Origin of the sequence: Bradyrhizobium sp. NDS-1 (assembly GCF_032918005.1) — a bacterium.
GTDB classification, from domain to species: Bacteria; Pseudomonadota; Alphaproteobacteria; order Rhizobiales; family Xanthobacteraceae; genus Bradyrhizobium; species Bradyrhizobium tunisiense.
Map to the genome: position 1 here is coordinate 3,408,837 of NZ_CP136628.1, position 25,925 is coordinate 3,434,761.

Consider the following 25,925-nt stretch of genomic DNA (forward strand, 5'->3'; position numbering starts at 1 on the left):
CGGCCGCTCACCCAAGTCCGGTCGACAGGCGGACGAGTTTGACGAGACGCGCGACCGCCACGCCCTTCGCCGTCGGGACAAGCCTGCCGTCTGCCGTGACCACCATCCCGGCGCCGACGAGCAGCTTCAGGCGGTTGTGCGTGAAGGTGCCGAGATCGCCGCCCTGCATATAGGCGACCGCCCATTGCTCCAGGGTGAGGGGGCGCCCGGCCCGGACGAGTGCCGTGAGCAGCGTCAGCGTAAAGCCCCAGGCCAGCAGGCTGAAGAGGATGTAGCAAAACATCATCGCGGTCGCCAACAGGAACAGGCCGCTGAGTACGTCGTCGAAATGGCGTTGACCTGGGAGTGCGATGCAGGCGACCGCGTAAAGGGCGATGACGCTGACGCAGCCGAGCCGAAAGCGGCGGCCGGATCCGCCGGTGGCGGCGATGCGCGCATAGCACAGCAACAGCAGCGGCAGCGCGACGCTGAGACCAATCGCGGCGGCTTGCGCCGGGCCCGGTAGCATGTTCATTCGGAAAATCGCCCCGGACGCCTCTCAGGCCCAGCCAGAGCGAAAGTCTATAGGAGGTCGTATTTTTCGGGTCAAGGGAGCCCGTCATCCCGCCCTTGCGGACGTCTCGTGGGCGTGCGAATCCTTGCAGGGATGCCGTTCCTCCATCCGAGATGTTCCCATTGCTGCGTGCGATAGTCGTTCTCCTCGTCGTCTTGGTGGCAGCGCATGCGCCGATGCTCCTGAACGACGGTCTCTTCATGGACGACTGGCTGGTGCTCAAGCCGCGTCCGGACTATTTCATCGACATCGATTTCCTGCTGAACGGCGCCGGTCATCCGATTTTCTATAGCTACGACACGTTCGCAAACTGGACGGGCGCCCCCGTCGCCGTGATGGTCTCGCTGGCGTTCGCCGGAATCGTCCTCGGCGCAACATCGCTGGCGCTGACGGCAACGCGTCTCAATCTGCTCGACCGCGCAGAGGCGGTCGGTTTCGCGCTGATCGTCTGGACCTATCCCGGCTATCAGCTTTGGGCGGGCAAGGCGAACTCGGTCTACGTCTTCAGCTTCGGACTCCTGTTCGTCGGTGCAGGGTTGTTGACGCTGGCCTTCAGCGCCCGCGGCCTGCGGCGTGTGCTGCTTCGCGTGGCCTGTGCGCTCGTGTTCCTGCTGAGCTTCGCACTCAACTCGATCATCGTGCTCTATGCCTTCGTGGTGCTCGGCCTCTTCGTTGCGATCTGGCGGAGCGGCAACGCGGCGGAGGGCTTCGTTCGCCGCACATGGTTCGCAGCCTGGCGCACTGCCTTGGGATATCCGGAGCTGATCATGCTTCCGCTGATCTACTGGGGCACGCTCAACATCTGGTTCAAGCGGATCGGCGTGTACGCACAGCATTATGATGCGCATTTGCCGACCCTGCTCGAACTGGTCGGGGGATGGTCGGCATTTCTGGTCACGGCTTACTTCGACCTCCTGGGTCATGCTGTGCGCGCGGCGATCAGGGTCCCGACGATCTTCATTCTGGCGGCCGTGCTCGTCGGCATCGTCCTGCTGATGCTGCGTTCCGACACGAAGCCGGCCACGTCCAGGCTCGCGACCATCGTGCCGCTCGTGCTTGCCGGGATCTTGTTCCTCGCATTGTCGTCACCCTATCTGATCGCGGGCCTGCGGCCGTCCTCCACGCATTTCTACGAGAGCCGTCATCTCCTGATGTTCGGCGTGCCGATGGCATTGGCGCTTCTCGCACTCAAGCGGCTTGCCGAACGTTGGACCATTCCCAACACCGCCTTTGCGGTCGTGTTCGGCTCGGGCCTGATCATGTCGATCGGCATGCTGTGGAGCGACTACGTCTTCATGCAGGCGAGAACGCTGAAGCAGGAGGCGCTGGCGCGCGACCTTGCCGGCCGGGTCCAGCCCGCGGCCACGGTCTATGCGCTCGACGACGGCTTTGTCGACTACCCGTCTCGGCACGTGCCGTTCGGCCTCGCCGAGGTCACCGGCATGCTCCGCCTTGCCTGGGGTAACCAGCCCTTTTTCGGATTCGCGCTGCGCGCGGAGCGACCCGACATCCTGCAGGGAATGGACGAAGCGAGGAAGGCTCCGGGAAGTGCATTCCATCATTTCGATCCGTCGGGACCGCAGGCGACGATCTCGTTCCAGCCGGGCCCTGGAGCCGCGCCGAACCAGACCCTGGTGCGAAAATACTACGCGTGCCGGTTGCTGGCGCGCTGCGATGTTGCAGAGTTTCTGGCTCAACTTGCGCAGGTCACGATCAAGCTGGGCCCGATCGCCGGCGTCCTGCCGCTCGATGGCGCAAGCAAGAGTGCCGTGCCTAGCCGCTAGGACGCTGTTTCCAAACCGTCTCTGCAAGCGCGATGTCGGTCACCGAATCCTCGCCGGAGGCCAGAGGTATGGCTCGCGCGGCGATGTCGGTAACGAAGGCGTCGGCCTGTCGCCGAAATGCCCAACTCTTTTCGCCCGTCAGCCGCGTGCCTTGGCCATCATGATCGATGATGACCTCCGCCTCTTGCTCGGCGAAGGGTGGGGGCAATTCCAGGGTCAGCGCGCCGCGCTCGAAATCGATCGTCAGTCCCTCGCGCCAGGCACCCTCTGACCCGTTCACGAGATCCAGCGTGCAGGCGACGCCGTCGAAGTCGAGCGTTATGCGCGCGGCGCCGGAGGTCTCGACTGCGCTTTCGGCGACGGTCGGCGACGATCCGAGCAGGTAGCGCGCCAGATTGATGATATGGCTGAAGACGTTCAGAAAATTGTCGTAGCCGGGACGCATCGTGCGCGGCATCCAGTCGGGACCATCCTGCCAGAGTTCGAGCCCGTCGGGCCGGGCTTCGCCGGTCATCACGAAATTGTCGTGCGAGCGTCCAGTGTCGCCGCCGAAGCACCAGCCTCGTGCCCGGACCATGCGTCCGAGCGACTGGTCGTTGCGCAAGCGGGTCAGCACCTGCAGCGCCCGTGCCACACCGGCGTCGTGACGCTTCATGTAGCCGATGCTGTAAACGAGGTTGTGCCGGCGCGCAGCTTCGACCAGCGAAATGGCCTGGGCCGTCGTGTAGGCCATCGGCTTTTCCGAGAGCACGTGCCGGCCGCTGTTCAATGCGTCCAGAACGATCGGACCGGTGGCGCGACGCTTCGTCACGACGACGACGGCGGACACCGCGCTGTCCGCGAGCAATTCGCGATGCGTGCCGTAAACCCGGGGAATGCCGAATTTCTGCGCGGCGGCGGCCGCGAGGTCCGGCCGAAGATCGGCGATCGCGACGACTCGGCAGGCGGGATTGGCCGCGAAATTGGCGAGGTGGCACATCTGGCCGACCATGCCCGTTCCGATGATGCCAATGCCTGGCCCCACTGGCGATGATCCCTTAGCGCTTCCGGATCACGAGGAAATGCGCCGGTTGTCCCCACGTGTTGATGAACGCCGCATCCGACCTGGTGAGGGCGGCGACCGCGGATGCGTCCCGTCGCCCGATCGCGCCGAAGATGCGATGGAAACTGTCGAGCGTCGCAATGACGGCTTCGATGTCGGCAGCATCGTCGGCGAGAACGTCGCTCGTCCGGATCGTCTCGCGCAGCGACGCGAGGCCCGCGACCACGCGCGGCAGGCTCTCGCCGAACGGATCGTCGATCATCGCATCGACGTCGAGGACCAGCGCCTCGATCGATGCGGAGATCGCCTGCACTGCATCGGCCTTGCCGACCAGATAGAGCTTTCGCCCGCCGAGGAAGCTCAGGCGACTGCGGTCGAGATGGCGTCTGGCGCGATGCAGCTTCTCGTCACCGGACAGGACTTTCTTGTGCCAGTAGATGTCCAGGCTGTCGCGGTAGGCGGGCCATGCCGAATGGACGTCGAACCCCTGTTCATGCGCCGCCGCGCACAAGGTGGCCGCGTCGAGGAAGTAGCGATGCCGGACGAACGGATTCTCCAGCACGTCCATCAGCCAGGATTCGAAGCTGCGGGTGTGCGGAATGCTGTCCCACTTCGGCTCGAATAGCAGCTTGGCCGTCTCGAGCGCGGCGCGACCGCTCAATGCCTTGCCGGCCGCATGGATCGCCTTGAGCGCGAGCTCGAAGAAGCCGCCATAGCGCTCGTAATAGGACACGACGGCATAGCCGTCCGGGTTGAGCTTCCGATGGAAGACGCCGAGCCATTTTTCGCTCGGCTGGACCGTGTAGATGAAGCCCTCGGCATCGATGATGTCGAAGCGGCGATCGCTGCTGAAGCCCTCGACGTCCGCGAGTGCGAGCTCGCGGAGACGCTCGGTCAAGCCGAAATGCGCGAAATAGGCCTCGATCTTCGGATGTGCATGCCGGTTCGGTTCGGCGAGCGTCATGTTTGCGCCCCAACCGGCAAACACCAGCGCGTTCTCGCCGGAATCGGGGCCGAATTCGAGCACATCGGCATCGCGGAACAACCGCGGCGGCAGCACCAGCTTGTCGGAAAACAGCTCGCGCCGCTGACCGGCGTAGGCCTCTAGCTCGGTGGACGACTTGAAATTCCCGAACGTCGGCAGGACATCCTGACGTTCGTAATAGTTGAAGAGCTTGTCCTCAGCCATGCCGCGACCTTAGCGCCGCTTCGAGACGATCGAGCTCGCTCCAGATATCGGAGGGCGCGAAGATCGAAACGATCTCAAGCGGACGCTTCACGCTCTCGCGCAGCCGGCTGCTGACCTTGGCTTCGTTTTCCTGGTTCACGGCGAGGAGACACACGAGCGGATTCGCGTTGCCGGCGAGGTCGTCGGGCGAGCGGATCGGAATGCCGGTGCCGGGCAGGAACAGCCCCTGGCGCTCCTTCTGGTCGTCGACCGAGAGGTCGACGAGATCCGCCAGCTCGTGGGCGTTGGTGAAGGTACAGGCGCGGCAGCCGGCACCGTAGATGGCGATCTCGGCACCATCGGCGCGAGCTTTCGCGAGAATCGGACGGAGACGCGCGCCATACTCTCTTGCGCGCTGACCGAATTTCTCGCCGACACCGGCCGGCGCGGGCGGCACCGTTACAGTGCCCGCGGCACGGCGAGCGGCGATCGCGAGGCTGCCGCCGCTGAAATTGTATTTCTTCACGGACACTGCCTCGAAGCCGTGGCGCGCCAGCAGCGCGAGCAGGGTCGGTTCGGTGAAATAGCTGACGTGCTCCTCCCAGAGCACGGAGAGGTCTCCCACCGCCGAGCCGGGGGCGAAATCGGGCACGTCGATGAACAGCAGCCCATCCTCCTTCAGCGCGATCTTCACGCAGGCGAAGAAGTTTTCAAAGTCGACGATATGCTCGAGCACCTGGCGCGATATGACCAGGTCGAACTTGCCGGACTGAGCGACTGCGTCGTGGGCCATCTCCGGGCTGAGCATGTCGGCATAGACCTTGATGCCGCGCTCGCGAGCGATCTTGCCAGATACCGGATTGGGCTCGACGCCAACCATGACCTTGGTGCCGCGTTCGCGGAGCTTGTCCATGAACAGGCCGTCGTTGCATCCGATCTCGAACACGGACTGATGCTTCGAGAATTTCGCAATGGTGTCGAGCTCGTCCACCTGGTGCGGTTCGGGCTTCCAGCTGCTGAAATTGTAGTTGAACTGGCGGTACAGAATGTCGGGATCGATCGGCTTGACGATCTGGGGCAGGCCGCAATCGCCGCAGGCCAGCACCTCGAACGGATACCGTTCATCCTGCTCGTTTCGGCTGTGCCGCAGCCGATGTGCAATCGGCATCAGTCCGAGGTCGATGACCGGACGCAGGTTGGTGGAATGGCAAAGGCGGCAATGGTCGGTCACGGCTTTAACTCTTTGCAGGAAAAGCAAGGGAACATCGGCGCCACGGCGATACGCGGCGCAGTTGAACGCTATATAGCGCCGCAGGCTGTGCCACAATTCTTAAGTTGCCCGGGGTGGGCTATTCACAAGCCCGGAGGCCCCTCTGAAGCTGGTACCCCGCGGCCTTCATTGCGGGCTTCCCCGCCGACACGCACGGAACCGCGCGAAGCCGACTAATGGCAGGTCATGAGTTGATCGAGAGCCTTGATGTCCGCTCGCTGGCCGTTGGGAGACAGACGGTGCTTCACCACCTCGAATGGCTCGATGCCGTAGGCCTGCCGGTAGATCTCTTTCGACCTCGTCCGGAGCGCGGAAACGCCGGCCTCGGCTTGGGGAGCGAGTGCTTGCTCGCCATCCCTCCACGTCAACAGCCAGTAGTCCGGGGTTTCGCTATGCAAGGCGAATCGCTTCACCAGTTCGGCGCTCTGAAAGAGATCGGAGAAGCCGTTGAGCCAGAAATCGCAATTCTGCTTCTGGACATAGAACAGCTTGACACCGAGTGACCGGAGGGTGGCTTCGGCCGTGTCGGCAGTTCCCAGTGCGATCTTCCTGAAGTCGCGCGCGACGTCACTCTGATAGGTGTGGATGATCTTGCCCCGCGTCAGCAGCGGCGAGAAATAACAGGGCACCATGGCGCGGTAACCGTTGAGCGCGAGAATCCGCTCGGAGCCCGTCGATTGCTGCAGTTCATCACAGCGCTGCCAGTTCAGGCTGACACGAGGCATCTGGATGAGTGAGCGCCCGCCGCCCGCAAAGGCAATGGCTCCGTCATCCCTGAAGCTCTGCCAAGGATAGGAGATTGTCATCCAGCCGCACGCGGCGAGCAGCGCCAGGATGGCAACATTGGGTGCAAAGCGCCCGACGAATATGGCCGGGATTAGCCAGCGCACGATGATAAGAGCCCAGCACGCGATCGCGACGGCCGCGAGCGGGAATAGCGCATTGACGTGAATGGATAGACGGATCAGGCTCGGAATGTTCAGCGTCATGTCCAACAGCCGCACGCTGGCGACATAGGCGATCACGATGAAGACGCCCGCAATGCTGGGCAGGGCCAGAGACTTCGTGACACTGGCGCGATCCGGAAAAAATCTAGAATCGAGGAAAGAGATCGCGCAAGTCGTCGCCGCGATCAGAGCTGCAACCTGCAGAACGGATTTGGCCTGCCTGATGAAGTTGACCACTCCGACCTTGCTGAGAAAGTCGGTGACCTCCAGCGATTGCGACAGCACGAAGAAGTCAAGAATCTCCAGGCTGCCGAACTGCGAGAAACGTTCGACCAATGCGATCTTTCGAAAGAGCGAGTACGGATTGGTTGCGGGGATTCCGAGATAGAAGTAGTTGATGGAGAAGGCGAGGATGCACCCGCAAACCGCTCCCAACCCGAGCAGCAGGCTGGTGACGAGACCGGATCGATCGCGCTGAAGGAGCCTGGTGAATACGCCTAGCAACGAAATCAAGAACACGAACGCTGCATAGAGCGGATAGGAGGCAGAGACGGCAAGGCCGCAAAGGCCGGCGGCAAGGCGGTCGCGAGCCTGGGAAGACCGAATGACGACCAGCAGGAAATAGACGAAGAATGCCGCGGTCTGAAGGTGGTACTTGCCGAACTCCATGATGTAGAGGCCAGCCTTGACGCTCGGCATCGTGCGGGGCCACGCAAGGCCCAGGATCGCTACGCCGAGTGCAATTGGTATCGCCGCGTCTTCCCAACGGCGTCCGAGAGCCTGTAACGGCAGAATGAGTCGGGCGAGCTCAAAAATGACCGCGCCGATCCCGACGAAGTAGAGAAACGAAACGATCTGGGCAACGTGGGGCGGCAGGAACGTCGCCAGCAACAGATGCAGGCCGTTGCCGTGACCAATTTCAAAGTCGGAGAAGATGGGATTGTCGGCCGCAAGCCAGATGCTGTGATTTCTCGCAACCTCCGCGAGATACGGGGCGTAGAGCTGTTGGACGTCGGTCGAAACGACGTCCGGTATGACGGCGCGATCGAGGAACACCGTCGCCAGAAGCCAAAGACCCATCAGGCATGTTGCGGCCAGCGGCAGGGTCACCGCGAGTTTCTGCGGCTTCCCGAAGCTTCGGCTATCCCACAGCAGCGCCAAGGTCGCAAATCCGAGAACGATTTGCGGGTACAGGATGGAAAGAGCGCCGAAACCAAATCCGGTCAGGATCAGCGCGGCTGCGCCGACAAAGAACTCGTCGACGCGCTGAGTGGGCTCGTGCCTGATGAGCGAGAACGTCAGCCGTCCGGTCGCCATGATGAGCCAGCCGAGATACGGCGTCAGGACGATCCAGGCGAGCACGTAAAGTCGCGTGGTCCAGCCACCGTCGTACAGCAGGATGCGATAGGTGCCGGTTCGGTTCACGAACCAGATGGCAAGTGCCGCAGGCACGAAGACGAGGGCGCGCGGCCACCACGCCTCGACGATGGCGCGCATACGCAACTCGCCGGCCGTCATCGTTTGATCTTGTCCAGGATTGCTCATGCTAGACCGGCGCGACATCAGTTCGTTCGGCGATGGCCCGCGCCTGGTCGGGGTTGAAGCTGGTGCGCTCGGGGGCGATCAGCCATACCAGCCCGCCAACCAGCCCGATGATCAGGCCGCCAAGACCCAGGAAGACGGATATCGCAAGCGCCTTGTCGGATGCGATTCCAGCGAGACCGAGCGCGGCAACCATTGCGCCTTCTCGCACGCCCCATCCTCCGATCGAGATCGGAACCGCGGACGACAGAATGACAAGCGGAACAAGAGCGAACGCATCAAGCGCAGAGAGTGGCGCGTCGAGCCCGATCGCAAGGACCTGACAGGCTGCGACCGTGATCAGGTGGATGATGACGGCCGACGCCATCAGCGTTCCGCGCCCGTCAGCCGCCAGCGGAGCCCTGACCAGCAACGCGAATTGCACGATCCTGGCCGGCAGCGCGGCGATGATGCGAGGCGGCCAGCGGTCCAGCATGAGCAGAGCGATCAGGCCGAAACACGCCATGACGAGAACGACGATGATCGCGAACAGGAGCGACCTGTCGCTGATCCGTTGCAGCAGGAACGGCATCCCTGCCAATATGACGACACCCAGCGCCAGCAGCGCCAGAAACCGATCGGCCACGATGCTGCTGATGGTCGGCGACCATTGCACGCCATGGCGCCGCAGCATCCAGATCCGAACCGCGTCACCGCCTGCGGGCAGCACCTGGTTGAAGAAGGTGCTGACCATGAGAATGCGCCAGCCGGACAGCCAATCCAGAGGCACGTGCATGGCGCGGAGGATCAGAATCCAGCGGTGGCAAAGCACGAAGGTCTGGACAAACAGCAGCAGCACCGCGAGCGCCAGCATGTCCAGTCTGACGGCGAGAAGATCGGCTTGCAGGGAGGACAAATCCTGGGTCCGCAACAATAATACGAGGATTCCGATCGAGACGGCGAACTTCGCCAGAGTAAGCAGTGCTTTTGCAGGCGGCTTCATCGGCTGGTGTCGTCCTCGATCATTCGCGGCGGTATCGTCGGGCAGCGATAGCGGCCGGAGTCTATTTTCTCGCCAGATGCTCCGTGGCGAGCGTGGCAATCCTTGTGACGTAGTCCTGGACCTCGGCGGCGTCGCCGCCATCGGGGGCCCAGTCGGGAAATGCGGTGCGGGCGGGATCGAACGGGCCGGCCGTGGTTTCGTGAAACACCAGCCACTCCGAGGTGATCAGGATCGAGTGAAAGACCTGTTCGGGCATGCGGTAGTAGCAGCGCTTGCCCTGGCCGTAGGGCGCCATCTCGAGCACCTGGCGAATGCCGCCGTCGTCCTCGAAGATCACAACCTGCGCGGTGCCCTCGATGACGTGGAACGATTCAGGTTTGCCAAAATGCTTGTGAGGCCGCACATACGCCTCGCGATGATGCACGATCAGCATTTCGTGCAGGCTGGACGAGGGATCGGGATGCGTGCACAGCCGGCTGCGTAGACGCGGGTTGCCGGCGGCGATGCGCTTCAGCTCCGCGATCGTGGCGTCATCGGCCGTGACGATGGCGTCGTCCGAATAATAGACTTCGGGATTCTGCGCGCGCAGCGACGTCGGCCGGCGCGGGCTCGTCGCCTCATTCGAAGAAGATGAACCCATGGTCGCCCCGGTACCCGCATTTGTCGTAGATCCAGGCCCAGGTTTCCGGGCCGTGGAAGCTCAGGCAAGTGAGCTGCCAGTAGAGGAGGTTCGCCTTCTCGCGCTCGTTGCGGAAGGATTCGACCATCAGATATTTCGAGGTGCCGCGTCCGACGCGCTCGATCTCAGGCACCGCGCGGAAGACGTCCTCGAGCGGAAGGTTGTGCAGCACGCCGAGCGACACCACGAGATCGAAACTGTGATCGGGGTAGGGGAGCTCCACGGCGCTGCCGACTTTCAACAGCGGCCGCACCTCCTCCTTGGCATTGGCGATGCCGTAGTCGGAAATGTCGATGCCGGCGACCGTGAGGTCGGGGACGAGCTGGGTGAATTCGTAGAGCAGGTAGCCCTTGCCGCAGCCGACGTCGAGCACACTCATTCCGGGCTTGATGCCGTAGCGATCGATCAGGGTCTGGGCGAGCGGACGCCAGCGTCCGTCGTAGCGATAGCCGCCATAGCCGTAGCGCCGGTCGCCGTCCCAATAGTCGCGCCCCCACTGCCGCGCCACAGTGGCGGATTCCGCCTTGTCGTGCTCGACCACGCGCTGAACGTAGTTCCGCCTGGTCGATGCGTGCATTGGCTGGAGCAGGTTGATCTCGGTCATGGCGCCGAACCGGTCCGCGGCATCGTCACAGGATGGTCGCGTATTTATTGACCAGCAGGATGTCCTCGACGGCCTGGATGTCCTTCTGCGATGACAGCGTGATCTCCTCGACGGCTGCGTGGAGGTCGCAGCCTTCGCGCAGCACGCGGTCGTAGATCTGTCGTCGCCGGGCCTCGTCGGGTGGCAACATGAAGATGCTGTAGAGGATCAACCCCTTCAGGCGGGGCAGCTCGTCCAGGATGTCCTCGAGCACCATGTAGCTGCCGGGCATGATGTGCTCGACGGCGCTGAGCAGAAATTGCAGGTTTTTCCGCCGCGCGTAGTCGCGAATCACGATGTTCTGGACGTGCTGCGGGGTGCGGCTGCCGTTCAGCGGCCGCGCGCCGATATAGCCGCGATGTCCGGCTCGCTCAGCCATGGAAGCCCCCCGGCAGCTTGTATTGCATGCCGACCCGCGTCGCCGGGCGCAGCAGGATCGGCTCGAAGAATTCGCCGAAGCGCTTGTCCGCGTAGGGCGACATGATGCTCTTGAAGCGGCAATTCATGCTCCAGCGCGTGCCGGGCTCCTCGTTGACGCGATTACCGTGCATCAGGGTCTGATTGAACAGCATCACGTGACCGTAGGGAATCTCGATGAAGGTCGCGTGCGGCTTGATCGTCTTGTACAGCTCCTCGGCGCTTCGCAGGCTTGCCATCCGGTCCTGCATGTCACCGTTCAGCGACGGCGGCAGCAGATACATCGCCTTGGTGCTGTGGACGTCGACCAGCGGCACCCACACCACGACCTCGAACGGCGAGTCGCCCGACCAGACGTCGGAATGGGTGGCGAGCAGCGAGGAATCGTCGCCGGGCATCTGGATGCTGAGATTGACGCGGCGCTGCATGCAGAGCTCGTTGCCGACGATGGTCTCGATCGTCGAGCGTGCCAGACGGAAATAGGTCGGCCGGAACCACGGCTCGGCGTTGAGGCCGTTGAAGACGTGCAGCCGCAGGCCGTTGAGATCGTCGACGCTCACCCGCGTGTGGATGCTGTCGAGCATCGCGTAGGGATCGTTGCTGTGCGGCAGCTTCAGATAGTCCGCCGCAAGCTCGGCGGTGCGCCGCTGGATCCGGTCGAGGCCGGCGCGGTCGTCCGCCGGCGTGGTGACGAAGCCGTGGTCGATGAAGCGCTGCGCCAGCGCCTGCTCGTCAGCCTGAAGGAAGTCCGTATCCGTCATGCAAAATACTCCCGGGCGGTCGCGCAGATATAGCTGATATCGGCGGCCGACAGGAACTGGTTGATCGGAAGCGTAAGGATCTGGTCCGCCTGTCGTTCCGTCACGGGGAACGCGCCGCGGCCGTGGCCCAGATGCGCCGCCGCCGGCTGCAGGTGGATCGGGACCGGATAGTGAATGGCGGTCTCGATGCCCTTGTCGGCAAGAAATTTCTGGAAGTCGTTACGGCGGTCGGTCTGCACCACGAAGGTATGGAAGGTATTGAACTCGATGTTGCGGCAGGGCGGAATGAACAGAGGGAGCCCTGCGAGCTCGGCGCGGTATTGCGCGGCGTTGCGCCGCCGGCGCTCGATCACCGATGGCAGGTTGCGCAGGCGAATGCGCAGCACTTCCGCCTGCAACGTGTCGAGCCGTGACACGATGCCCCATTCCTGGACGTCGCTGCGGTTGATCAGACCGTGATTGCGCAGCCGGCGGATTCGCGCGGCGAGCTCGGCGTCCGCGGTGACGAGGAAGCCGGCATCGCCCGCGGCATTGAGATTCTTCAGGGGATGGGCGGAGAAGCAGCCGAACGTTCCGATGGTGCCACTCATTCGGCCGTCATAGGTCGAGCCGACCGCCTGGGCGCTGTCCTCGATCACGGCGAGCGCGTGCTTGTCCGCGATCGCCATCAGCGGGGCCATGTCGGCCATGCGCCCAGTCAGATGCACCGGCATGATCGCCTTGGTGCGCGGCGTGACGGCAGCCTCGACCGCGGCCGGATCGATGTTCTGGTCCGGCAGCACGTCCGCAAACACCGGCGTCGCGCCGACCGCGACGATCGCGGCGGTCGATGCCACGAACGAATTCGGCGGGGTGATGACCTCGTCGCCGGGACCGATATTGAGCGCCCGCAAGGCGAGGATCAGCGCGTCGGTGCCGGAATTCAGCGTCACGACATGCGCCGAGCCGAGATAGGCGGACAATTCCTCCTCGAGTTTTCCAACGGCGGCTCCGCCGATGAAATCGCCGCGCTGGAACACGCCCTCGACCGCCTGCATGATCTCGGCGCGCTCTTCCTCGAACTGTGCGGGAAGATTGACGTAACCGATGCGCCGGCGGCCGGTGTCAGCGTCCATGGCAGAACTTCCTGACGGTCTCGATGACGCGATCCTGCTGGGCGCGCGTCAAATGCTGGTCGACGGGGAAGCTGATGACTTCCTTGGCGTGGCGGTCGGTGACCGGGAAGGTGCCGGGCGCGTAGCCGAGATGCCTGAGGCCTTCCTGCTGGTACAGCGGGATCGGATAATGGATCTTGGCCTCGATGCCGTTGTCCAGGCAATGTTGGTAGAGCTCGTCGCGGCGCTCGGCGAACACCATGTAGAGGTGGTAGACGTGTTTCACGTTGGGCCGGCGCGGCGGGACGCGCAGGCCGGGGAGACCGGCAAGGCCGGCGTCGTAATAGGCCGCATTCTCGATCCGGCGCCGCGTGATCTCGCTGGTCTGGCCGATCAGCCAGTTGCCGACCACGGCCTGCAGGGAATCGAGCCGCGAGTTGCAGCCGAGGATCGCAATCTCGTCGCGATTCTTCATGCCGTGATTGCGGATCAGACGGAGTTTTTCGTTCATGCCGTCGTCATTGGTGACGACGACGCCGGCATCGCCCCAGACGTTGAGGTTCTTGAGCGGATGCAGGGAGAAGCCGGCCGCGATGCCGTGGGTGCCGGAGCGCTTGCCCGCAAACTCGGAGAGGATGCCCTGGCACGCATCCTCGACGACGGGCAGGTTGTGTCGCTGCGCGATCGGCATCAGCTTGCCCATGTCGGTGACCTCGCCGGTCAACTGGACCGGCATGATCGCTTTGGTCTTCGCAGTGATGGCGGCCTCGACCTGGTCGACATTCATGCAGAAGGAATCGTCGCAGTCGACCAGCACCGGCGTCGCGCCGGTTTCCGCGATCGCGCCGACGGTGGCGATGAACGTGTTGGCGGCGGTGATGACCTCGTCGCCATGGCCGATGCCGAGCGCCTTGAGCGGAAGCTTGAGTGCATCGGTACCGGATCCGACGCCGATGGCGTGACGCACGCCGATCAGCTCGGCAAAGCGCTTCTCGAATTCGGCAACCGGCTTGCCAAGGGTGAAGTCCCCGGTCGCTACCAGACGGCCGATCTCGGCCAGGATCGGAGCGGGGTCGGAAAATTGCTCGAGCAGATAGGAATATCGAACGTCGTACATGTGACCCGTCAGGTGGAATGGAGTTGAGGAGAGGGGGTGTGCGAGGCGGCATGCGCGCGCTCGATCGAGGTCGCGATCGCGGCCGCGGAAAGTCCGTGCTTCTTCAGCAGAGAGTCCTGCGAGCCGTAATTGTGCATGAAGCGGTCCGGCAGCGACAGCCGCAGCATCGCCGGCAGGCCCGAACCGAGCTTGTCGATCAGCGTCTCGGCAACCGCGCTGCCGAGGCCGCCGGAGGGCACGTGCTCCTCCAGCGTTGCCAGGAGCTTGACGCCGCGGATCGCCTGCAGCAGCGCTTCGGTGTCGAGCGGCTTCACGGTGTGCATGTGCAAAATACCGGCGCGAATGCCTTGCGCGGCCAGCAGGTCGGCTGCAGCGATGGCGCGCTGAAGCATGATGCCGGTCGTCACCATGAGGACGTCGCCGGGCGGCCGCATCAGGATGGCCTTGCCGATCTCGAAGCCGTGCTCGGCCTTCGAGACGATCGCGTCGCCGCCCTTGCCGAGCCGGATATAGATCGGTCCGGTCCAGTCGAGCGTCTTGTCCATCATGCGCGCGGCCTCGTCGGCGTCGCACGGGCAGATCACCGTCATGTTCGGCAGCGCCCGCATGATGGCGATGTCCTCGATCGCCTGGTGCGTGGGGCCGAGCGGTGCGTAAACGAGCCCGCCGCCATTGGCGATCAACCGCACCGGCAGGTTGTGCAGGCAGAGATCGACCGCCACCTGCTCGTAGCAGCGGCGGGTGAGGAAGGTCGCGATGGTGTTGACGTAGGGCACGAAGCCTTCCATCGCGAGACCCGCCGACATGCCGATGATGTGCGCTTCCGAAATGCCCTCGATCAGATGGCGCTTGGGGAATTCCTTGCTCATCGCGCGCAAGGTGCCGGCGCCGGGATCGGAGCCGATGTAAAGAACTCGCTCGTCGCGTGTGGCGAGCTTGTGGACCATGTTCATCGCGGTGTTGCGCATGGGGAGCCGATCAAAAATCGCCGACGGCGACGCGGATGGCGTCGAGCTCGCTGTCGGTCAGCTTGTTCTTGTGATGCCAATCGGCGTTGGATTCTGCGGCCGGCAGACCCTTGCCCTTGACGGTATGGCAGATGATCGCGGTGGGCTTGCCCGGAACGGCCGGGACCTGCTTCAGCACGGTGCGCAGGGTACCGACGTCGTGGCCGTTGATCTCCTGCACGGCGAAGCCGAAGCTGCGCCATTTGTCCGCGAGCGGCTCCAGCGGCAGGACGTAATCGGTCGGGCCGTAGCTCTGGAGCTTGTTGTAGTCGATCATCGCGACCAGATTGTCGAGCCCGTGCTTGGCCGCGCCCATCGCGGCTTCCCACACCGATCCCTCGTTGATCTCGCCGTCGCCGAGCAGGACGAAGGTCCGGTAGCTGCGCTCGCGCATGCGCGCGGCGAGCGCGAGACCGACGCCGATCGACAGACCATGTCCGAGCGCACCGGTCGAGGCCTCGACGCCCGGCACCTTGCCGTATTCGGGATGTCCGCCCAGGATACTGTCGGGGCCGCAAAAGCCGTCCAGCTCCGACAGCGGGAAGAAGCCGCGATCGGCGAGGAGCGCATAGAGCGCCAGACAACCGTGTCCCTTGCTGAGGATCGCGCGGTCGCGATCGGGATCACGCGGGTTGTTCGGATCAATCCGCAGCACGTCGTCGTAGAGCACGCGCACCATCTCGATCAGCGACAAGGCCGGACCGACATGGCCGCGTCCAGCCGAACGGACAGAACCGAGGACCAGGCGGCGCAAATAAAGACTGCGCTCGTCCAGCGTGCAGGTGAGGGCGGCTTCAGCGTGGGGTGAGATCTGGATCACGTTGGCAAATCGTTTGATGGAGCCGGCGGGCTTTGTCGAGCTGGCCGGCAAGGCGGACCGTCAGATCGCCACCCTGCGCAGCCAGGGCGCGCCGGGAGCGGCTTTCCGGCAAATAAGCATTCAGGACAATCAGGCACCAAATCGCCCCGAACACAGGATACAGTACGTCACGGCGGATCGCAAACGCGTCATCCCCAGCCTCGAAGGCGTGCGAGAGCCGTTCGATCAATCGGTTCGCGCTGGCCTCCGGCAGATCGCTGCCCGGGTGAATCGCGGTGTCGGACACGAGCTTGACCGGATCGTCCCAGCCGAAATATTCGAAGTCGATGAAGCGCAGCCTGCCGTCTTCGGTGCGTAGCGCGTTGTGCAATCCGAAATCCGACGGGCTCAATGCGCGATGGGCGGGTGCCAGGTCCGCGGCGGGATCCCGGCCCAGTTCCGCGTAGCGTCGACGGAGCCGTTGAATGGCGGCGGCAGTGCTGGGAACCAGGTCGCGGTCGATGAACGCGCGCAGGTCCGGATGATCGTCCGAGGCCCGTCTCAGTCCGGCGAGGCGCTGCTCGTACTGGGCGACGGCTTCCTCAGGCGAAAAGATGCTGGCTGAGGCGTTCCGCAAAGTCTGCGCGCCCTCGGCCTCGCGCAGCTTCTGCAATTCGATCAGGAAATCGGCCAGCTGATCGGCATCGCCGTTCTGGGGGCGCAGCACCGCCGCTTCGCCGTCAAACCATTGATACAGCGCACAGCATGCATCCGCGTCCTTCGCGATCGGACGCGGTGTCGATGTGATGCCGTGGCGCGACAGAAACGACAAGGCGTCATATTCCTGTCCCAGGCGATCGCGCCCGTCGGACGGATATTGCTTGAGGGCGAGGGGCGAACCCTCCGTCATCTCCAGCCGAAACACTCGGTTATTGCCGCCGGACCGTGCCGGTTGGGCAGCCGCGACCTGTACCCCGGCGAGGCGGCTGCCGATCGAGATCGCATCCTGCGCGCTCAAATCCGGTTCGCTCATTGCGCGAACACTCCGCGGCTTATGTCCGCCCAGGTCGCGATCGGCTCGCAATGGCCGGGATGGGGCGGCCGCGACTGTGTGAACAGGATTGATCGCGTCGCCCTCGGAAAATGCGGTTGCTCGAAGACGTCGACGAGATCGTCAATGAAGATATCGAGCTTGAGGCTCGCGAGCCGCTCGACCTTGGCTGCCAGCGTGTCCTCGAAATAGACATCGCCCGCCGCCAGCGCGGCATCGGCGACGTCGATGAGGCCGGCGCCCTTCAGCCAGCCGCGCGCGGCCTCGCGCAGATCGACGCGCTCGGGATCCTGATGGCCGAACTGCGTCTTGTGACTGACGATGTAGACGCTCGCGCCGGTCTTGCGGCAGCTTGCGAGAAACTCGCGGACTCCAGGATAGATCTCGGCGCCGCCAATGCCCTTGCCGTAGACGAAGCCTTGCAGCCCCTGCCAGGCAAGCTCGCCGCCCGCGCGGGACCGCAAGAGATCCCGCACATCGGTCTTCAGCCCGACCCAGCCCTCCGGCACCAGCCCACGCTGGCGCGCGACGGCGGCAAAGACCTTGTCGTAGCAGATGATCGTGTTGTCGAAATCGATGCCGATCCGCACGCCGCTCACTTCATGCTGATGTTCTGCATCATCTTGATGTTGAAGTACCGGGGATCGTTGAGCGAGTTCGGCAGGCGGCCGGCCCTGAAGGCGTCCACCAGTCCGGACACGGCCTGCTCGATGGTGTGCGTCGGCGCAAATCCGAGCTCGCGGCGGATCTTCTCCGAGGAGACATGGTAGGAGCGCAGATCGTCGGTCGGCTCGACGGCCACGTCGACGTTGCTTCCGACCACCGATTTGACGATGTCGGCGATCTTCATCAGCGAGTGGTTTTCGTAGCCGATATTGTAGATCTTGCCGTCGATCTTCGCGTCATCCTGCTGAAGCAGGAACAGATAGGCCGCCGACATGTCCTCGATGTGCAGATTGGGCCGCTTCTGCGTTCCGCCGAACACGCGGATACGGCCGGTGTTGACCGCAAGGTTGGTCAGGATGTTGACGACGACGTCGAGCCGCTGCCGCGGTGCGTAGCCGCAAACCGTGGCGGGACGAACCGTGCAGGTGACGAAGCCGGACGCGGCCTCGTCGGCGAGGTCGGTCTCGCACATCGCCTTGAACTTGGAGTAGTCCGTGAGCGGCTCGCAAGACAGCTCCTCGGTGACCTCGGCCTCGTCCTTGATGCCGTAGACGCTCGACGAGGAAGCGTAGATGAAGCGCTTGATGCCGGCCTTCTTCGCGGCGCGCACCATCGGACGGAAGCAGTCGTAGTTGATGGACTTGCCGAGTCCCGGATCCAACTCGAACGAGGGATCGTTGGAGATGCAGGCGAGGTGGATCACCGCGTTGTTGCCGCGCAGGGCCTCGTTGATCGCGGCCTCGTCGCGGATGTCGCCCTTGATCAGGCGCAGGTTCGGATTGTCGCGTACGGCGTTGAAGACGTCGTCACCGTACATGAAGAGGTCGAGCACGGTGACCTTGTGTCCGGCCGCCAGCAGCCGGGGAACCAGCACGCTGCCGACATAGCCGGCGCCACCGGTGACCATCACATTCCATTTCTGATCAATCACTGTCGTTCTCCAGATTCTTTTATCGCGCTACTTCAACAACGCGGTGACAAACTTGACCAGCGGCGCCTTTTCGACCGAGCTGCGGTGACCGACGATGCCGACCTTGATCGCGCCCGCCGCGTTACCGATGAAGGCGACGTCCTCGATATTGCCGCCGGCCGCCACCAGCGGCGCCGTAATCGTCAGGAAGGCATCGCCGGCGCCGACCGTGTCCACCACGGTCTTGGTGAAAGCGGGCACGCGCGCGACGCCTGTCTTCGACGAGAAGGGGTAGCAGCCGAAGGAGCCGTGCGTGATGATCATGTTGTCGCAATCGATCTTGCCGTGCAGGCCGTCCTCGATCACCGATGCGATATCGTTGAATTTGTCGGTCGCGGCCAGGCGCGCTTCCGGCGCGTCGATGCAGACGTAGTCGGCCCGCGGATACTTCGTGATCAGATTGTAGCCATGGTTGCCGCTGTTGCTCTGGGCGTTGACTGCCAGGAACTTGGAGTTCGCGATCAACGTGTCGATCGTGCTGGGTGCGATCATCCCGTGACCGAAATCGGTGACGATGACCACGTCCCCGCCGCGCACGCGTTCCGCTGTGACCTTGTCGATCTCCCTGCGCGTGGTCTCGTCCAGCGGCGTGTCGTCCATGGTGTAGACTTCGAACAGCTTGTGCAGATAGCCCATCTCGACGTACCGCAATTTGCGCGTCGTAGGGCGGCCCTGAATGCGGATCGACGTGAGCGTGACATTCGGGCGGACATGGGCGCGAATGAATTCTTCGGGGTAGTCGTTGCCACCCAGCGTCGTGACGATCTCCACCGACTTGCAGAAGCTCGCCACGTGATTGGCCGCGGCAATGACGCCGCCGGCAAATTGCTCGCCATTCCTGAACAGCGTCGCGACGATGTTCTCCTTCGAAGCCTTCCCGAGCGCCGTGACGTACTGGTATTCGTCGATGATGGTATCGCCGACCAGCACGACGTGCATGTCCTGGATCTTGTCGATCAGCTTCAGCAGGCGTTCGGCGCCGCCGCCTTCGCGCACCTTCTGGAGGTAGTCGCGCAGAGGTGGATCGTAAATGTCGAAGTAGCGGTTCAGCAGCGACGACGAGCTGAACGTCACGTCGCGCGTGAAGACGACTCGCCCGCCATGACGTTCGACCGCCTCGCGTTCGGTGGCGATCTTGCCGGTGACGTCATCCTCGGGGTTTTCGTAATCCGAGCCCTTCACGTAGATGTCGGGGCGCACGGTATCGAGGACCGGCTCGGCGCTGGAGGTCCGGTTGATGCCGACCCAGTCGACCGTGCCGAGCGCGGCCAGCATCTCCGCGCGCATGTTCTCCGGAAAGATCGGCCGTCCCGGACCCTTGTTGACGAAGCGGTCGGCGGTGATGGTCACGATGACCACGTCGGCCTCGTTGCGCGCCGCCAGGATGTGCCGGACGTGGCCGAGGTGCACGAGATCGAACACGCCGTGGCAGAGCGCGACCGTCAGGCCCTTGGCCTGCGCGGCGCGCGCAACCTCGCCGAGCTCCTCGATCGACTTGATCTTGTCGTGCGGTGCCGGATGGCCGGTCGGCTTGTCTGGAGCATTACCCATATGAATTACCCAAAGCGCCGGCAGGTCTCAGATGGCCGGCCCGAAATTGATCGACTCGCAGCAACGATATCCCGCGAGCCTGTTCAAGAGCTTGCCTTCGGCGAGCTCTTGTCGTCACCGAGATATTTGAACCAGTCCCTGGTGGCGTCGGCGATCTTGTCGACCGTCCACAGCGGAGCGTCCTTGTACTGATCCATCGATTTCAGCATCGTCGCAACGCCGTCCTCGAACTTCACCTTCGGCGTCCAGTTCAGGACCCGCTTGATCTTGGTGATGTCGGCGTAGGTGCAATCGGGCTCGCCCGGACGCTTGGGAATGTGGACCCTGTCGCCGCCGAGAAGCTCGACCAGCCGGTTGACGCTGTAGGTGTTGTCCGAGCCGACGTTAAATATCTCGTGCGAAATATCGGAGCGCGCTGCGGTCACGAAGGCGTCCGCGACGTCGCTGACGAAGGTGAAGTCCCGCGTCTGCTCGCCGTCGCCGACCACCGTGAAGGGCTTGCCGGCGAGCTTCTGCGCCATGAACACGCCGAACACGGCGCCGTAAGTGCCGGTGGTGCGATGGCGCGGCCCATACACGTTGAACAGGCGCAGCGCGACCGCGGGCAGCTTGTAGACCTGGCACCAGTGCATGACGCACTGCTCGCCGAGATTCTTGGTAAGCGCGTAGGGATACATCGGCCGGATCTCGGCGCTCTCGGGCGTCGGATAGGCGTCGGGAATACCGTAGCAGGACGAGGATGCCGCGTAGACGAAGCGCTTGGCGCCAGCGTGCCGTGCCGCCTCGAGAACGTTGACCGTGCCGTCGACATTGGCGCGATGATACGGGATCGGGGACTCGATCGAGGGAACGATGTCGGCAAGTGCCGCGAGGTGGAAGACCCAGTCGACACCGTGGAAATACGGCTTGATGGATTCGAGGTCGGTGACGTCAGCCCGCACGACCTTCAACTGGCTCGAATTGGCGCGCGAGGCCAGATTTTCGGGGCGGCCGATCACGAAATTATCGAGCGCGACGACTTCGTGGCCATCATCAAGGAGGCGATCGACGAGGTGACTTCCGATGAAACCTGCGCCACCGGTGACAATGCATTTCATGGGGAACATCCGTGACGCGAATGCCCAGCGAAACAGGCCCGCCAATGTTAAGTGAAACCCGAAAGCCGACTATCAGCCGCTCGCCGATTTTGCAAGCATTATACCTTTGCAATCCCTAGTAATAGCCGGTATCAGGGCGTCATGTTGCAGCCGAGCCGCCAGCCCATGCCTGTCGAGTCCGTCGATCCCGATCACAAGGCTTTTCTCGACGATTACGTGGGTCGCCTCCATCGCGCGACGGCGGTCGACGACGGCGTTTTTGCCTCGATCTCGGCTACGCGCGCCGTCTGGTTGCGCACGCGCGAGCAGGGCGGCCGCGTCATCTTCATCGGTAACGGCGGCTCGGCCGGCATCGCCTCTCATCTGGCGATCGATCTTGCGAAGAACGCATCGGTGCCTGCGCTCTGCTTCAGCGACGCGAGCATGATGTCGTGCCTCGCCAATGATTACGGGTTCGAGGCTTGGATCGCGCACGCCGTGCGGCTGAACGCCCGTGCCGGCGACTGCCTCGTCGCGATCAGCTCGTCGGGACGCTCGAAGAACATCCTCAATGCGGTGGCGCAGGCGAAGACGATGAAGCTTGATGTGATCACGCTGTCGGGGATGAATGTGGACAATCCCCTGCGCAATCTCGGCGATGTCAATTTCTGGGTCGACAGCCGCAGCTACAACATTGTCGAGACCACGCACCAGTTCTGGATGATGGCCGCGATCGACCTCGTCATCGGTCGCGCGGAATATCCGGCATCCTGAGGCGGGCACCGGATGCAGTCGCGGTTCAAACAGGCGGCCCTGTTTTCGGTAAAGCTGCTGCTGTCGATCGCCGTGCTGGTCTACATCGCGCGCGGTCTCGACCTGAAGCAGTTGCGCAACCATATCGTCTCGGTAGATCCTTTCCTGTTCGTCCTCGCGCTGGCGCTGATCTTCTTCCAGACCTTCGTGCTCAACGGCCGGTGGGCGCTGATCATGCGCGCGCTCGGCGTGTCGCTGGACTGGCTCGCGGGCTGGCGCATCCTCATGATCAGCCTCTGGTTCAATCAGGTGTTGCCGTCGTCGGTCGGCGGGGATGCGGTGCGGATGTGGCTGCTGCGCCAGCGTGGCGTGCAGTGGCCGGAGGCGGTCAAGGGCGTCGCGGCCGACCGTTTCACGGCATTGATCGGGTTGATCGTGCTGATGGTAGCCGGATTGCCGTTGCTGCTGTCTCGCGTGTCCAATCAGGCCGCGATCCTGGCCATCGGCGGGCTGACTCTGGCAGGCGTCGCCGGTACCTTGGTCCTGTTGACGCTCGACCGTCTGCCCAAGCACCTCATTGCGCATCCGGCGATCGCGAGCTTCGTTCGGTTCGGAGCACTGGTGAGATTTCTTCTGCTGCAGTCCGAGCGCCGCGCTCTGCTGTTCGGATCGGCGCTTCTCATTCATCTCGTGACCGCGGCCGCCTGCTACGCCCTGGCGCGCGGTGTCGGAGCGCAGCTCTCGGTGCTGGACGCCGTCGTCCTGATTCCGCCGGTGGTGCTGTTGACGGCCGTCCCGATCTCAATCAGCGGCTGGGGCGTTCGCGAGGGTGCGATGGTCGCCTGCCTCGGTCTGGCGGGCGTGCCTTCCGAGGAAGCGCTGTCGGTTTCGCTCCTGCTGGGCGCCATCAGCGTGATCATCGGGCTCGTCGGCGGTGCGATCTGGCTGGCAAGTCCGGAGCGCGGCTCGTATTCCGCGGACAAGGCTGCCAAGGCGGCGGAGGAAGCTCCCAGCTACGGGCTGGGAAAGGAAGTCTCGAGCCACCCATGACCCGTTTGAGCCCCTTGCTGCAGGTCTGGTTTTCACAGGGTGGGATTGCCTCACCCGCCCGCGCATCTCATTTTTCGGTTCCACGATGAAAAATCTGTTCTACGTCCGCCAAACCTGCCGCCTCTGTCATTCGGACAAGCAGGAGCTGGTCGTCCCGATGGCAGGCATGCCCATCGGCACGCCGAACTTCCAGGTCCCGGACGCCAGCGTCGACGATCCCGTCTTCCGGGCCGCGGTGCCGATGGCGCTGCATCTGTGCCGGGATTGCGGTCACCTGCAGATTCTCCATGTCGGCAATCCCGAGATCCAATACCGCAACTACGTCTACACCACCTCGCTCTCGCTCGGCCTGCGGGAGCACTTCGCGGGCTATGCGAACGACGTCGTCAGCCGCTTCGGCATCGCGCCGGGCTCGCTGGTCGTCGAGCTCGGCAGCAACGACGGATCGTTGCTCGGCTTCTTCAAAGAACGCGGCATGCGGGTGCTGGGTGTCGATCCCGCCGTCGACATCGCGCGGCGCGCGACCGAGGCAGGGATCGAGACCATCGGCGATTTCTTCACCGATGCCATCGGTCACCGCATCTTGCAGAGCCATGGTGCGGCGAGCGTCGTGATCGCCAACAACATGATCGCCAATGTCGACAATCTCGATCCGCTGGTGATCGGGGTTCGCGACGTGCTCGCGCCGGACGGGTTGTTCGTCTTCGAAACGCAATACGGCGTCGACGTCACCGAGAAGAACCTGCTCGACACCGTCTATCACGAGCATCTGTCGTATTTTAACATCAAGCCGCTGATCCGTTTCTTTGCCCGGCTCGGCATGGAGCTGATCGACGTCCAGCACATCTGGACCAAGGGTGGCTCGATCCGCGTGACGGTGCAGCGCGCCGGCGGTGCCAAGAAACCGTCGGCCGAGGTCGCGCGCTTCGTTGCCGAGGAAGAACGGCTCGGTGTCGATCAGCCAGCCTATTATGCGCCCTACGTGAAGAGGATCGCCGCGATCCGCGACGAGTTGGTCGCGATGGCCGATGCCGCCCATGCGCGCGGGCAGCTCGTTGCCGGCTACGGCGTCTCCGTCGGCACCACAACTCTGCTGCCGCAGTTCGGCCTGGAGAGCAAAATCGACTTCCTCGTGGACGACGACCCCAAGAAGGGGAACGTGATGGCCGGCCCGGGTTACGACATCCCGATCCTGCCGCCTGCCGCCCTTTACGAGCGCAAGCCGGCATTCGTCGTTGTCTTCGCCTGGCGCTATGTCGACCCGATCCGGGCCAAGCACGCCCGCTATTTCGCCGAAGGTGGAAAATTCGTGGTTCCGCTGCCGGGCATTTCGATGGTCGACCGGGCCGACTGACTGCGTTTGGGCAGGCAAGGGGCAGGGCGCCAGGCTGGCCCCTGCACCAGCAGATCATCGGACCGGTAAAGCTTTGATTCGCTTGGAATCTGCCGGAGCCTGGTGCGGATCAGGGGGCTTGGCGGGCCCGCCGCTATCTTGACCTTTGGTCCCATCCGCAGTAGATACCCCGCACTCGCAGCCGGCCCGTTAGACGCGGATCTCCGGCGCGGCTTTGAAATCCCCGAACAATCGAGCCCGGTTTCCGGCTCATCCTTCGCGACAGAGGGCTGGGCCAACGGCGGCTGTTCGGATCCCTGAAATTCAATCGCGTCTGTCGACGGACGTTGGACATCAAAACGATGGCAGTCAGCCCGTTCAAGTTCTTGCAGGAAGTGCGCTCGGAGACGGCCAAGGTCACCTGGCCGACCCGCCGCGAGACCACGATCACCACCATCATGGTGTTCGTCATGGTCGCCGTGGCCTCGATCTTCTTCTTCGCCGCCGACCAGATCATCCGTGTCCTCATCACCTTCCTTCTGGGCATTCACTGATGGCAACAGCAACCGCTCAACTGTCTGACAAGCGCTGGTACATCGTCCACGCCTATTCGAACTTCGAGAAGAAGGTCGCCGAATCGATCCGCGAGCAGGCCAAGCAGCGCGGGCTCGAGGAGCTGTTCGAGCTGGTGCTGGTGCCGACCGAGAAGGTCACGGAAGTGCGCCGCGGCCGCAAGATCGACGCCGAGCGCAAGTTCTTCCCGGGCTACGTGCTGGTGAAGATGAAGCTGACCGACGAGGCGTTTCATCTGATCAAGAACACGCCGAAGGTCACCGGCTTCCTCGGCGCCGAAAACAAGCCGATGCCGATCTCGGAGGCCGAAGCCATGCGCATCCTGCACCAGGTGCAGGAGGGCGTGGAACGGCCGAAGGCGTCGGTGTCGTTTGAAATCGGCGAGAACGTGCGCGTGGCCGACGGCCCGTTCGCCTCGTTCTCGGGTGTCGTCGAGGAAATCGACGAGGCGCGCTCGCGCGTGAAGGTCGCGGTGTCGATCTTCGGCCGCGCCACGCCGGTCGAACTGGAATTCGGTCAGGTCGAGAAGGTCTGATCGGGTCGCGCGTGAAGCCGAAAAGCTTCGCGCAAAGAGAGGCCGTGGGAGGGAGAGGGCGGTTGCCAGCCGCATCCGACCCAGACCACGAACCTGAAACCGCCGGCCATGCCGGCACAACAGGAGTGATACATGGCAAAGAAAGTGACCGGATACCTGAAGCTTCAGGTCCCGGCCGGTGCGGCGAATCCTTCGCCCCCGATCGGTCCCGCGCTCGGTCAGCGCGGCCTCAACATCATGGAGTTCTGCAAGGCGTTCAACGCCCAGACCCAGAAGGAAGAGAAGAACACCCCGATTCCCGTCGTGATCACGATCTACGCCGATCGTTCGTTCACATTCGAGATGAAGACGCCCCCGATGTCGTTCTTCCTCAAGCAGGCCGCCAAGATCCAGTCCGGCTCGAAGGCGCCGGGCCGTGACAAGGCCGGCAAGGTGACCAAGGCGCAGGTGCGCGAGATCGCCGAGAAGAAGATGAAGGATCTGAATTGCGACTCGATCGAATCGGCCATGAAGATGGTCGAGGGCTCTGCCCGTTCGATGGGTCTGGAAGTGGCGGGGTAAG

General features: G+C 63.5%; 26 protein-coding genes. 7 read left to right on the plus strand and 19 right to left on the minus strand.

What is annotated here, in order from left to right:
- Positions 1-7 precede the first annotated feature (7 nt).
- Positions 8-514 (minus strand): hypothetical protein, encoded by a 507-nt coding sequence (locus RX330_RS15925; RefSeq protein ID WP_212092234.1) that lies wholly within the window; start codon positions 512-514, stop codon positions 8-10.
- Positions 515-666: 152 nt separating this feature from the next.
- Between RX330_RS15925 and RX330_RS15930 the strand changes: the two genes are divergently transcribed.
- On the plus strand, positions 667-2,337 hold the full coding sequence (locus tag RX330_RS15930) for a hypothetical protein (protein ID WP_317243609.1): 1,671 nt from the start codon (positions 667-669) through the stop codon (positions 2,335-2,337).
- Here the strand turns inward: RX330_RS15930 and RX330_RS15935 are convergent.
- From RX330_RS15935 to RX330_RS16020, 18 genes are all read right to left on the minus strand, one after another.
- Positions 2,327-3,361, minus strand: coding sequence for a Gfo/Idh/MocA family protein (locus RX330_RS15935; RefSeq protein WP_317243610.1), 1,035 nt, complete (start codon positions 3,359-3,361; stop codon positions 2,327-2,329). The genes RX330_RS15930 and RX330_RS15935 overlap by 11 nt on opposite strands.
- Positions 3,362-3,374: 13 nt before the next feature.
- Complete coding sequence (locus tag RX330_RS15940; protein WP_317243611.1) at positions 3,375-4,568, minus strand: class I SAM-dependent methyltransferase; 1,194 nt, start codon at positions 4,566-4,568, stop codon at positions 3,375-3,377.
- Entirely contained in the window at positions 4,561-5,778 is a 1,218-nt protein-coding gene (locus RX330_RS15945; protein WP_317243612.1) for a class I SAM-dependent methyltransferase, read from the minus strand. The genes RX330_RS15940 and RX330_RS15945 overlap by 8 nt, the downstream gene beginning before the upstream one ends.
- Before the next feature lie 212 nt (positions 5,779-5,990).
- Positions 5,991-8,126 carry a hypothetical protein gene (locus RX330_RS15950; RefSeq protein ID WP_317243613.1) on the minus strand — a complete coding sequence of 712 codons (2,136 nt, stop codon included), beginning with the start codon at positions 8,124-8,126 and terminating at the stop codon, positions 5,991-5,993.
- 184 nt (positions 8,127-8,310) lie between these two features.
- Positions 8,311-9,429 carry a lysylphosphatidylglycerol synthase transmembrane domain-containing protein gene (locus RX330_RS15955; RefSeq protein WP_249153793.1) on the minus strand — a complete coding sequence of 373 codons (1,119 nt, stop codon included), beginning with the start codon at positions 9,427-9,429 and terminating at the stop codon, positions 8,311-8,313.
- On the minus strand, positions 9,350-9,928 hold the full coding sequence (locus RX330_RS15960) for a WbuC family cupin fold metalloprotein (protein ID WP_212092228.1): 579 nt from the start codon (positions 9,926-9,928) through the stop codon (positions 9,350-9,352). The genes RX330_RS15955 and RX330_RS15960 overlap by 80 nt, the downstream gene beginning before the upstream one ends.
- Complete coding sequence (locus tag RX330_RS15965) at positions 9,906-10,571, minus strand: class I SAM-dependent methyltransferase (protein WP_212092227.1); 666 nt, start codon at positions 10,569-10,571, stop codon at positions 9,906-9,908. Before RX330_RS15965 ends, RX330_RS15960 begins: the two co-directional genes overlap by 23 nt.
- A 25-nt stretch (positions 10,572-10,596) precedes the next feature.
- Entirely contained in the window at positions 10,597-10,989 is a 393-nt protein-coding gene (locus RX330_RS15970; RefSeq protein ID WP_212092226.1) for an LIC12192 family sporadic carbohydrate cluster protein, read from the minus strand.
- The gene (locus RX330_RS15975) at positions 10,982-11,788 is read right to left on the minus strand and encodes a sporadic carbohydrate cluster 2OG-Fe(II) oxygenase (protein WP_317243615.1); all 807 of its coding nucleotides are present in this window, start codon (positions 11,786-11,788) and stop codon (positions 10,982-10,984) included. Before RX330_RS15975 ends, RX330_RS15970 begins: the two co-directional genes overlap by 8 nt.
- The gene (locus tag RX330_RS15980; RefSeq protein WP_317243616.1) at positions 11,785-12,903 is read right to left on the minus strand and encodes a DegT/DnrJ/EryC1/StrS family aminotransferase; all 1,119 of its coding nucleotides are present in this window, start codon (positions 12,901-12,903) and stop codon (positions 11,785-11,787) included. The genes RX330_RS15975 and RX330_RS15980 overlap by 4 nt, the downstream gene beginning before the upstream one ends.
- Positions 12,893-13,999 (minus strand): DegT/DnrJ/EryC1/StrS family aminotransferase, encoded by a 1,107-nt coding sequence (locus RX330_RS15985; protein ID WP_317243617.1) that lies wholly within the window; start codon positions 13,997-13,999, stop codon positions 12,893-12,895. The genes RX330_RS15980 and RX330_RS15985 overlap by 11 nt, the downstream gene beginning before the upstream one ends.
- A gap of 8 nt (positions 14,000-14,007) precedes the next feature.
- Positions 14,008-14,967, minus strand: a complete 960-nt coding sequence (locus RX330_RS15990; protein WP_212092222.1) for a transketolase family protein — start codon at positions 14,965-14,967, stop codon at positions 14,008-14,010.
- A 10-nt stretch (positions 14,968-14,977) separates the two neighbouring features.
- Entirely contained in the window at positions 14,978-15,826 is an 849-nt protein-coding gene (locus RX330_RS15995) for a transketolase (RefSeq protein ID WP_317243618.1), read from the minus strand.
- Positions 15,801-16,838: an aminoglycoside phosphotransferase family protein gene (locus RX330_RS16000; RefSeq protein WP_317243619.1), complete on the minus strand. Its 1,038-nt coding sequence runs from the start codon at positions 16,836-16,838 to the stop codon at positions 15,801-15,803. The genes RX330_RS15995 and RX330_RS16000 overlap by 26 nt, the downstream gene beginning before the upstream one ends.
- Complete coding sequence (locus RX330_RS16005) at positions 16,835-17,446, minus strand: hypothetical protein (protein ID WP_317243620.1); 612 nt, start codon at positions 17,444-17,446, stop codon at positions 16,835-16,837. Before RX330_RS16005 ends, RX330_RS16000 begins: the two co-directional genes overlap by 4 nt.
- A gap of 5 nt (positions 17,447-17,451) precedes the next feature.
- On the minus strand, positions 17,452-18,453 hold the full coding sequence (locus RX330_RS16010) for an NAD-dependent epimerase/dehydratase family protein (RefSeq protein ID WP_212092218.1): 1,002 nt from the start codon (positions 18,451-18,453) through the stop codon (positions 17,452-17,454).
- Positions 18,454-18,480: 27 nt separating this feature from the next.
- The gene (locus RX330_RS16015) at positions 18,481-20,043 is read right to left on the minus strand and encodes a PfkB family carbohydrate kinase (protein WP_212092217.1); all 1,563 of its coding nucleotides are present in this window, start codon (positions 20,041-20,043) and stop codon (positions 18,481-18,483) included.
- An 83-nt stretch (positions 20,044-20,126) separates the two neighbouring features.
- Entirely contained in the window at positions 20,127-21,140 is a 1,014-nt protein-coding gene (locus tag RX330_RS16020) for an SDR family oxidoreductase (protein WP_317243621.1), read from the minus strand.
- Between the two features lie 51 nt (positions 21,141-21,191).
- On the opposite strand from RX330_RS16020, the gene RX330_RS16025 reads away from it, so the two are divergent.
- The 6 genes from RX330_RS16025 to rplK all read left to right on the plus strand — a co-directional run bounded on the left by RX330_RS16025 (position 21,192) and on the right by rplK (position 25,924).
- Positions 21,192-21,893: an SIS domain-containing protein gene (locus tag RX330_RS16025; protein ID WP_317243622.1), complete on the plus strand. Its 702-nt coding sequence runs from the start codon at positions 21,192-21,194 to the stop codon at positions 21,891-21,893.
- Positions 21,894-21,905: 12 nt separating this feature from the next.
- Positions 21,906-22,922 carry a lysylphosphatidylglycerol synthase transmembrane domain-containing protein gene (locus RX330_RS16030; protein ID WP_317243623.1) on the plus strand — a complete coding sequence of 339 codons (1,017 nt, stop codon included), beginning with the start codon at positions 21,906-21,908 and terminating at the stop codon, positions 22,920-22,922.
- An 85-nt stretch (positions 22,923-23,007) separates the two neighbouring features.
- Positions 23,008-24,276 carry a class I SAM-dependent methyltransferase gene (locus RX330_RS16035; protein ID WP_212092213.1) on the plus strand — a complete coding sequence of 423 codons (1,269 nt, stop codon included), beginning with the start codon at positions 23,008-23,010 and terminating at the stop codon, positions 24,274-24,276.
- Positions 24,277-24,617: 341 nt separating this feature from the next.
- Positions 24,618-24,809, plus strand: a complete 192-nt coding sequence (gene secE / locus RX330_RS16040) for a preprotein translocase subunit SecE (RefSeq protein ID WP_007602984.1) — start codon at positions 24,618-24,620, stop codon at positions 24,807-24,809.
- Positions 24,809-25,363: a transcription termination/antitermination protein NusG gene (nusG, locus tag RX330_RS16045; protein ID WP_007602985.1), complete on the plus strand. Its 555-nt coding sequence runs from the start codon at positions 24,809-24,811 to the stop codon at positions 25,361-25,363. The genes secE and nusG overlap by 1 nt, the downstream gene beginning before the upstream one ends.
- A 132-nt stretch (positions 25,364-25,495) precedes the next feature.
- A complete protein-coding gene (gene rplK / locus RX330_RS16050; RefSeq protein WP_006611824.1) occupies positions 25,496-25,924 on the plus strand; it encodes a 50S ribosomal protein L11 in 429 nt (142 codons plus the stop codon).
- The last annotated feature ends 1 nt before the right edge of the window (position 25,925 follow it).

Excerpts from the sequence above, each read along its gene's own strand:
- rplK (WP_006611824.1), top strand. The coding sequence starts at position 25,496 with ATGGCAAAGAAAGTGACCGGATACCTGAAGCTTCAGGTCCCGGCCGGT.
- RX330_RS15970 (WP_212092226.1), bottom strand. The coding sequence starts at position 10,989 with ATGGCTGAGCGAGCCGGACATCGCGGCTATATCGGCGCGCGGCCGCTG.
- RX330_RS15990 (WP_212092222.1), bottom strand. The coding sequence starts at position 14,967 with ATGCGCAACACCGCGATGAACATGGTCCACAAGCTCGCCACACGCGAC.
- RX330_RS16030 (WP_317243623.1), top strand. The coding sequence starts at position 21,906 with ATGCAGTCGCGGTTCAAACAGGCGGCCCTGTTTTCGGTAAAGCTGCTG.
- RX330_RS15965 (WP_212092227.1), bottom strand. The coding sequence starts at position 10,571 with ATGACCGAGATCAACCTGCTCCAGCCAATGCACGCATCGACCAGGCGG.
- RX330_RS15980 (WP_317243616.1), bottom strand. The coding sequence starts at position 12,903 with ATGGACGCTGACACCGGCCGCCGGCGCATCGGTTACGTCAATCTTCCC.
- RX330_RS15930 (WP_317243609.1), top strand. The coding sequence starts at position 667 with ATGTTCCCATTGCTGCGTGCGATAGTCGTTCTCCTCGTCGTCTTGGTG.
- RX330_RS15985 (WP_317243617.1), bottom strand. The coding sequence starts at position 13,999 with ATGTACGACGTTCGATATTCCTATCTGCTCGAGCAATTTTCCGACCCC.
- RX330_RS15955 (WP_249153793.1), bottom strand. The coding sequence starts at position 9,429 with ATGGCGGCGACGCCGCCGAGGTCCAGGACTACGTCACAAGGATTGCCA.
- RX330_RS15975 (WP_317243615.1), bottom strand. The coding sequence starts at position 11,788 with ATGACGGATACGGACTTCCTTCAGGCTGACGAGCAGGCGCTGGCGCAG.
- RX330_RS15925 (WP_212092234.1), bottom strand. The coding sequence starts at position 514 with ATGAACATGCTACCGGGCCCGGCGCAAGCCGCCGCGATTGGTCTCAGC.
- RX330_RS16020 (WP_317243621.1), bottom strand. The coding sequence starts at position 21,140 with ATGAAATGCATTGTCACCGGTGGCGCAGGTTTCATCGGAAGTCACCTC.
- RX330_RS16000 (WP_317243619.1), bottom strand. The coding sequence starts at position 16,838 with ATGAGCGAACCGGATTTGAGCGCGCAGGATGCGATCTCGATCGGCAGC.
- nusG (WP_007602985.1), top strand. The coding sequence starts at position 24,809 with ATGGCAACAGCAACCGCTCAACTGTCTGACAAGCGCTGGTACATCGTC.
- RX330_RS16035 (WP_212092213.1), top strand. The coding sequence starts at position 23,008 with ATGAAAAATCTGTTCTACGTCCGCCAAACCTGCCGCCTCTGTCATTCG.
- RX330_RS15960 (WP_212092228.1), bottom strand. The coding sequence starts at position 9,928 with ATGGGTTCATCTTCTTCGAATGAGGCGACGAGCCCGCGCCGGCCGACG.
- secE (WP_007602984.1), top strand. The coding sequence starts at position 24,618 with ATGGCAGTCAGCCCGTTCAAGTTCTTGCAGGAAGTGCGCTCGGAGACG.
- RX330_RS15940 (WP_317243611.1), bottom strand. The coding sequence starts at position 4,568 with ATGGCTGAGGACAAGCTCTTCAACTATTACGAACGTCAGGATGTCCTG.
- RX330_RS16015 (WP_212092217.1), bottom strand. The coding sequence starts at position 20,043 with ATGGGTAATGCTCCAGACAAGCCGACCGGCCATCCGGCACCGCACGAC.